The 7351-nt window shown below is 71.1% G+C and carries 7 protein-coding genes; 3 read left to right on the top strand and 4 right to left on the bottom strand.

Going from position 1 to position 7351, the window contains the following annotated elements:
- From SSNG_RS33040 to SSNG_RS33050, 3 genes are all read right to left on the bottom strand, one after another.
- On the bottom strand, positions 1–983 hold a 983-nt coding region (locus tag SSNG_RS33040; RefSeq protein ID WP_050779810.1), incomplete at its 3' end, for an MFS transporter.
- A gap of 108 nt (positions 984–1091) precedes the next feature.
- Entirely contained in the window at positions 1092–3098 is a 2007-nt protein-coding gene (locus SSNG_RS33045; protein WP_063749938.1) for a PEP/pyruvate-binding domain-containing protein, read from the bottom strand.
- The gene (locus SSNG_RS33050) at positions 3095–4489 is read right to left on the bottom strand and encodes an ATP-grasp domain-containing protein (protein ID WP_007268302.1); all 1395 of its coding nucleotides are present in this window, start codon (positions 4487–4489) and stop codon (positions 3095–3097) included. The genes SSNG_RS33045 and SSNG_RS33050 overlap by 4 nt, the downstream gene beginning before the upstream one ends.
- A 354-nt stretch (positions 4490–4843) precedes the next feature.
- On the opposite strand from SSNG_RS33050, the gene SSNG_RS33055 reads away from it, so the two are divergent.
- The 3 genes from SSNG_RS33055 (at position 4844) to SSNG_RS38325 (ending at position 6415) form a co-directional block, all read left to right on the top strand.
- Entirely contained in the window at positions 4844–5266 is a 423-nt protein-coding gene (locus SSNG_RS33055; RefSeq protein ID WP_042802573.1) for an ester cyclase, read from the top strand.
- 438 nt (positions 5267–5704) lie between these two features.
- Positions 5705–5854, top strand: a complete 150-nt coding sequence (locus tag SSNG_RS42635; protein WP_165365050.1) for a hypothetical protein — start codon at positions 5705–5707, stop codon at positions 5852–5854.
- A gap of 36 nt (positions 5855–5890) precedes the next feature.
- The gene (locus SSNG_RS38325) at positions 5891–6415 is read left to right on the top strand and encodes a hypothetical protein (RefSeq protein ID WP_007268305.1); all 525 of its coding nucleotides are present in this window, start codon (positions 5891–5893) and stop codon (positions 6413–6415) included.
- Positions 6416–6772: 357 nt separating this feature from the next.
- Here the strand turns inward: SSNG_RS38325 and SSNG_RS40570 are convergent, their stop codons facing one another.
- Positions 6773–6946 (bottom strand): CsbD family protein, encoded by a 174-nt coding sequence (locus SSNG_RS40570; protein ID WP_007268306.1) that lies wholly within the window; start codon positions 6944–6946, stop codon positions 6773–6775.
- Positions 6947–7351 lie beyond the last annotated feature (405 nt).

The raw sequence follows: 7351 nt of genomic DNA on the forward strand, positions 1-7351 counted from the left end.
GGCGGGATGGCCCCGTTGATCAGGTTGCGCTGGACCGGGTACGCGAGGCCCGCCGCGGCGGCGAACACGCACAGCCACAGGACCGTGCCCGGGCCCCCGGTCAGCGTGGTGGCCGCGAGCGTGAGGGCCATGACCACACTGAGGACGGTCACAGCCGTGGTGTCGGCCAGCCTGTTGCGCAGCCAGCCGGTCCGGGCCGATCCGACGGCCTCCGCGACCGTCATCGCCGACAGGACCGCACCGTGGTCGGCGACGGGGAGGTCCTTCTCGAGGAGCAGCGGCTGGAAGAGGTTGACCTGGCAGATGCGGGCGAGCGTGAACACGGCCACGCCCTGCACCATCAACGGCCCGAGGGACCGCGACGTGGCGAGCACCTTCGCCGCCTGGCGGGCCGAACCGAGGAGCCCGGAGCGCTCCGCCGGCGGGTGGGCACCCGGGCCGGGCGCCTGGATCGCCGGGAGGGCCGCGGCGCACCCCAGCGAACCGAGCGCGCACAGTGCGGTCAGCACGTACGGGGCCTCGTGCCGGACGTGCATCAGGACGCCGACCAGCGGCCAGCAGGCGATCTTCGCCCAGAGGCCGAGGGCCCGGGCGGTGCCCTCGGCCTGTACGTAGTGCTCGTCCGCGCCGTGTTCGTGCAGGTACTCGTACAGGTAGGCGCTGGAGGCCCCGGACACCAGGGAGCGGGCGGCGGCGATGGCCAGGAAGTGCGCCATGAAGCCCGCGAAGGACGGCGAGGCGACCGGCAGGAGGTTCGCCGCGGTCATCACGGCCGCCCCGAGCTGCATGCAGCGGCGCTGTCCGATGCGGTCGGCGATGAAGCCGGTGGGTATCTCCAGCAGGCAGAACGCCACGTAGTAGACGCTCTGGATGCCGAAGATCTGGCTGTCCGTGAGGCCCGCCTGCTTCTGGTACTGGTAGAAGACGGGCATCCACCACAGCAGGTTGAACAACAGCTGGAAACCGTTGTTCAGCCGGATCACGCGGCGAACCGCGGCGGGCGGACGGACGCGGCGTTTCCCGCGCGTGCGCAGGGAGAGGGGCATGGGTGACCTTCGGGTGGACCGGTAGGCGGGGACGTACGGACGGGGTCAGGCGCTGTACGGGCGCAGCTGGAGGATGTGCAGGGAGCCCTCCGGCGCGAGCAGCCATTCGATGTCGAGCGGCCCCGCGAAGGTGTAGTCCGTGGCGAAGTGGGACTGGAGCAGGCGGCCGGCCAGCGCCAGCCGGCCCAGGTGCTCGCGGGTCTCCTGCGGCAGGTCCTCGGTGGCCGCGCCCAGCGAGACCGTGCGGCCGCCGCCCTCGACCGTGTTGTACAGGTACTGCAGGGGCAGCGTCCGGCCGTCGACGACATCGGCCGTGGAGCCGTGCGCGCAGTTGAGGTACACGTTGCGGAAGTCGGCCCGGTTGGTCGGGTTGCAGGTGACCATGACGCCTCCGATCGGGGACGGCTCGTAGCGCTGGACGATCACCCCCATGTACGTGTCGTCCAGGGAGATGCCGGCCTGGTGGCGCAGCCGCACGCTGCGCGGCGAGAGCAGCGAGGCCCACACCCCGCGGACGGCGTCCAGCAGCCCCGGCAGGTCGGTGACCTTGGTGTGGGACTCGTAGATCCCGGCCGCGGAGAAGCCCGGCAGGTCCTCGGCGTTGGAGGAGGACCGAACGGCGAAGCGGCCCGTACCGGCCAGGTGCTCGACCAGCTGCGTGTCCAGGGCGCGCACCAGGTCCTCGGGCACCGGGAGGGTGCGCACCAGGTGCTGCAGTTGCAGGCAGACCGAGTCCGCGACGTCCAGGGCGTCCAGCTCCAGGGCCATCTTCAGCTTGCCGATGCTCTGCTGCACGGCCGGTGAGGAGTCCAGGAAGCGCTGCTGGACGGAGAAGGGCACGGCGATGCCCGCGGGCGCCTGGACGTGCCGGGTGAGGAACTCGCCCGCATGTTCGGCGAGATCGCCGTCGGCGTCCCCGGGCCTTCCCAGCCGGGCGGCCAGGTGGCCGAGGAGGTCGGCCCGGGGCGGGCGGGGCACGGAGTAGTAGCCGGTGAGCCGGGCCGATCCGTGGCGCAGCACGTGGTGCAGTTCCCCGAGGTTGGCCGCCTTGGTGCCGTAGCGGTTGCGGTCGCCGGCCCGCAGCGCGGACAGCGGCACCAGCGGTACGTCCGTGACCTGCGGGGTGTCCAGGCGGACCCGGTGCGTGTGCCACGTCGGTTCGGCGAGGTCCGACGGCTCTTCGACGCGCTCGATGGTGAAGGCATCCGCGGTGACCTCGTAGCGGACCCAGGCACCGTCCAGCTTCTCGTCGGCGATCGTGTCGAGCACTCCGCGGACGATGGCGTTGGGGATGCCCCAGCCGGCCGCCAGCACGTTGGTGTGCGACAGCGGAGTGGTGGGCCGGGCGTTGACCAGGCCGGCGACCCGGGGGATGTCGTCGGGGACCACCGGCATGGCGACGATGTCGTACCAGGTCAGGTCCGCGCGGGCGGCCAGGTACTCCTCGCCGGAGGCGAAGGCCCGTAGCCGGCCGGTGGCCGAGGCGAGCGTCAGTGGCACGAAGGGCGCGGTCGCCAGGAGCGCGTGGCCGCGGGCCCGGGGCACCACGGTCTCCGGCACCGCCGCCAGGGCGTTCTCCTGCCCGTGGTTGGCCGGCTTCACCAGCAGCTCCAGCGCGGGATCGAGGTGGGCCCGCACGAAGGCGTGGAACTCGACCAGCAGCTCCGCGCCCATCGTGTCGGCCTCGGTGGTCTCCAGGACCATGAAGGGCTCGTCCCGCTCCGGGCCGCCCCGGGAGTGCAGCGACAGGACGCCGAGCAAGAAGCGCCGCTGGGGGTCCTGGTAGACCTCGTGGTTGAAGCGGTCGAGGCCGGCGTCGAGCTGGTCGAGGGTCAGCCCCTGGATCTCGGTGGCGATGTAGTTGACGTGAAAGGAGTGCACGGCGCTGTCGAGGACGTGCCAGCGCTCCTGCTCGCGGTCCACGACGACCTTCACGTACGGGTGCCCGCCCAGCAGCCCGGCCAGCTGCTCGAACAGCGGGAGCGTGAGCAAGGCGTCCACGGCGGCGCCCCGCGGTGCCGGCGCGTCGGTGGCGGCTGCGGCGTCGGTCATGCGGGGCTCCCGGGCGTCGAACGGTCGGCGGAGGGGGAGGGGGTCCGGGTGGTGAGGGCGTCGGGCAGGGCTGCCACGATGCGGCCGCAGTCGGCCAGCAGCCGCGGCGCGGACTCGGCGGTGAGGAAGCACAGCGCGGCCATGGAGTTGGCGCCGCCGGCCTCCTCGTACGGCGGGACCGGGCTGCCCGGCGCGAGGCTGTGCTCACGCACCAGCTCCACGCGGGAGCCCGGCGCGATGAGGGCGGGCCAGTCGACCGCCTCGAAGTCCCAGGCCGGCAGGGTGCTCCAGGGCCGGCCCCCGGCGTCGACGGCGAGGACGACGAGGGACCCGGCGGCGCCCTCGCCCTCGGTCAGCATCCGGTCCGGGTAGCCAACGTCCCGGCCGAGCAGCTCGCGTACCAGCATGCCGATCATGTCGAGCCCGAAGACCGCCTCCACCTGCCGGGTGGTCATCACCCCGCCGAAGCGGGCGGCGGTCTCGATCAGCCACATGGCTCCGTCCGCGCCCAGTTTGACTTCGGTGTGGGTGGCGCAGGTGTCGAGCCCGAGCGCGTCGACGGCGGCGCGCGACACCTCCTCGACGCGGCGCTGCAACGCCCGCGGAAGGGCGGCCGGAGCCAGGCTCGCCCGCTCGGTGAAGGGGGCGACGGTCGGCATCCGCCCGGTGATGCACAGCGGGTGGTAGCGGCCGCCGGCGACGATCCCCTCCACGCTGACGTAGTCGCCCCACCCGTCCCCGTCGAACCAGTCGCGGGCCCTGCCCGTCACGATCTCCTCCAGCAGGAAGTCGCTGACGCCCGCGTCGGCCGCGTGCAGTTCGGCGTATCCCTGCGCGGAGGAGGTCTCCATGACGGAACGCCCGGTCTTCCAGGCGGCCTCGGCCTCCTGCTCGTTCCACACGGTGAGGTGGGCGGTTGAACCCGCGCTCCACGCCGCCTTCAGCAGGAGCGGCGGCCGCAGGGTCTCGAAGGCGGCCGTGATGTCATCCGGAGAGTGGACCTCCGCGAACCCCGGCACGGGGACTCCGGCGTCCCGCCAGATCCGGCGCATCAGGCGCTTGTCCCGCGCCCCCGCCACCCGTTCGCCGGCGCCGCGCAGACCGAGCCGCAGGCTCGCGTGGGCGACGGCCACCACCGCGTACTCCGACAGGGTCAGCACCGCCCCGGCGCCGACGCGGCGGGCGTGGGAACAGATCAGATCGACCAGTTCCACCCCCTCGCCCGGCGGGACGGTGGTGACCGACGCGCACCCGGGCAGCCACACCGACTCGGTGGTCCGGGGTAACGGCGCGAGGGCCAGGACATGCACCTCGGCATGGGCGGCCATGCGCGGGACCGCGTACTCCAGGGGAGGGCCGCCCTTGGCATGGACGAAGAGGATCGGAGTCATGGTTCTCCCGGGTCGAGGAGGACGCCGTATGGTGCGACGGCGTCGTCGGCGGACGATCCGTACGCGGTGTCACCTCCTACGGGCCAGGGGGCATCCCGACCGCGACGGATACGGCGGACGCACAGGCGTACGCCTACTCGGTGGGGCGTTCGCCAAACCGCCGCACGCGCCAAGTAGAGCCTGAGCGACGGTGTTTCGGCCATCCGCGCCGCACGGGCACCGGACGCCGCCGCGTGCTCTGCCCGGGCGACGTCCGCGACGGCCCGGCGCGCCGGGAGCCCCACCGGGGGAGGGGTGGGTGACGATGCGCGCAACCCCGCGGGCGGCGCGCCCGGCACACGCAGAGAGGTCCCCGTGTCACCTGAGGAGAACAAGAAGCTGGTCCGCCGGTTCTACCGCGAGATCGACGCGGGGAACCTCGACGCCATGGACGACCTGGTGGCCGAGGACTACCTCGACCACTCGCCCCCGCCGTTCCCCGGCCTCGCACGGGGGCGCGAGGGCCTGAAGCAGGCGTTCCGGCTCTTCTGGGAGGCCACCCCGGGAACGCACGACATCGAGGACCAGATCGCGGAGGGCGACAAGGTCGTGACCCGGCTGACGGCCCACGGGGTGCACCGGGGTGACCTCCCGGGCATCCCCGCCACCGGCGCGCGGCTGACCATGACCGGCACCGTGATCCACCGCATCGAGAACGGCAGGCTCGTGGAGAAGTGGTCGGACAAGGACGTCCTGGGGTTCCTCCAACAGCTGGGCGTCGTCCCCGACCTGCTCTAGGCCGTGTCTTTCGGATCAGGCCGGGCCCGCGGCGGCTGGTGCCGCACCTCGCTGCGTTCTCGTCGTTCACACGAGTACGTCTACGGCCTGGTAGGCATCGGCTCCTACTCCCGCGCCTGACCCTTCCGGCCCACCCGCCGCCACCCCCACACGGCACCCCCGACGACAACGGCGGCCACCACCCCACCGACCGCCTCCGGCACGGCGGCGAGCAATCTGATCCGAAAGACACGGCCTCGCCGGTGCGCAGTGCGAAGATGGGCACGTCCGGGGCCGAGGGCACCTGAGGGGGCGATGTGGCTGACGCTGGTCGCTGTTCTGCGCGCTCGCGTGGTGGTGCCGCACTACCTCGTCGCCGCGGGATGCTGCTGGTGGGGGACTGGGCGCCGTTCCTACCCGGCCCGCTGTTTGCTGACTTCGCCCTGCTCAGGAGCGCTTTTGCGCCAGCTTCAGGGCGGCGGGCTGCGTGACCCGCGTGACGCCGTCGACCCGGTACTGGTCCGCCAGTTCGTTCCCCTGGAGTCGCAGGACCTGCTGGAGCTGGCCGACGGATCCGGCCCGCTCGCGCGCCCTGGCCGCAGCCGTTGACGCGGGCGGCGACGGCTACGCCGCCTCCACCGCCTGGTGAAGGCTGCACCGGCCGCCGGGACCGCCGACGTCCCTGCCGTGCTCGACGCCGTGGCCCGCCCGGACCTCGGCGCGTTCTGCCTCGCCGCGGCCGCCACCGTCGCGAGCGCGCCCGGCGCCTTCCCCGCCGACCGGGCGCCCTCGCCGTACTCACGCTGCGCCGAACCCTGCCCTCGCCCGCGGCGGGCCAGCGCCGCGGTGGCGTTCGCCGGCGGGGACGTCATGGCCTTGGCTGATCGCAAGCAGCACGGGCCCGACTGCATGCCCAGCAGTACCTCCGGCCGCTACACCGTCGCTGACGAAGCTGTCCACGCCGGCCTGCACTTCATCGCCGCCCACCGACCGACGCCGCTGTACTACGTGTTCGGGGACCTGCGCGTCCTGACCCCGGTCGAGATCCTCCACCACACCGGCCACGCCGAGCGCCGACACGACGGCGCCTACCGCCTGGTCAGTGCCCGCCAGGCGCACCCCTTCGACACCGTCTTCGGTCGCCGTCTACCACTGCGCGCGGCGGGCTGACCGCCGACCAAGCCGCCCGCGCACTCCAGCGGGCGTGACGCGCTTGCCTTCGGCGGGGAGGCCCCCGCGCCAGAGGTCAGCTTCCAGTGACCGCCCGTCGCACACGCAACAGCACCGCCCGCTTCCGCCGTGGGTACCAACCCTCGAAGGACCGCCGCATCAGGCTGCGCCATCACTTCCGTGGCGGCCGGGGGGTGAGCGGTCGGCTGGGCGCGTCGAGGCTCGGGGGAGTTCTCGTCGACCCGTGGCGGTCGGTCCGGTCACCGGCCCGCCGGGGTCGGGGTGGGGGCGTGGTGCGGCCCCCGACCCGGGGGAGTGGGTCGGGGGCCGCGCCGTGTAGAGGACGTGTGTCCGCGGTCAGTGGCCGAAGGTGTCCTTGGCCTCTTCCTTGGCCTGGCGGGCATCGCCCTTGGCTTGTTCGGCGCGGCCTTCGGCGGTCATCCGCTCGTTGCCCGTCATGCGGCCGAGGGCTTCCTTCGCCTTGCCCTTGGCCTGCTCGGCAGTGGCCTTGGTCTTCTCGGTGCCCGACATGGGGACCTCCTCGTGTTGTACCGGATCGGTCGTGACCGCTCTCCTGCTCGCATCCACGACGGCCAAACGTGGAGCGTGTGTTGTGTCCCCGGGCCGGGGCGGCCGTCGATCGGTGGAGGCGAGCAGGTTCCCTGCTGCGTCACGACGACCGTCCCGGTTGTCACCTCGCATACCCGCGACATTCGCTCTCACCCGGGACAAGTGCCATGTTCCCCCACGAGGTGATACGACGGCGGTGTATATATATATATATATATATATATATATATATATATATATATATATATATATATATATATATATATATATATATATATATATATATATATATATATATATATATATATATATATATATATATATATATATATATATATATATATATATATATATATATATATATAT

The organism is Streptomyces sp. C (assembly GCF_000158895.1).
GTDB classification, from domain to species: domain Bacteria; phylum Actinomycetota; class Actinomycetes; order Streptomycetales; family Streptomycetaceae; genus Streptomyces; species Streptomyces racemochromogenes.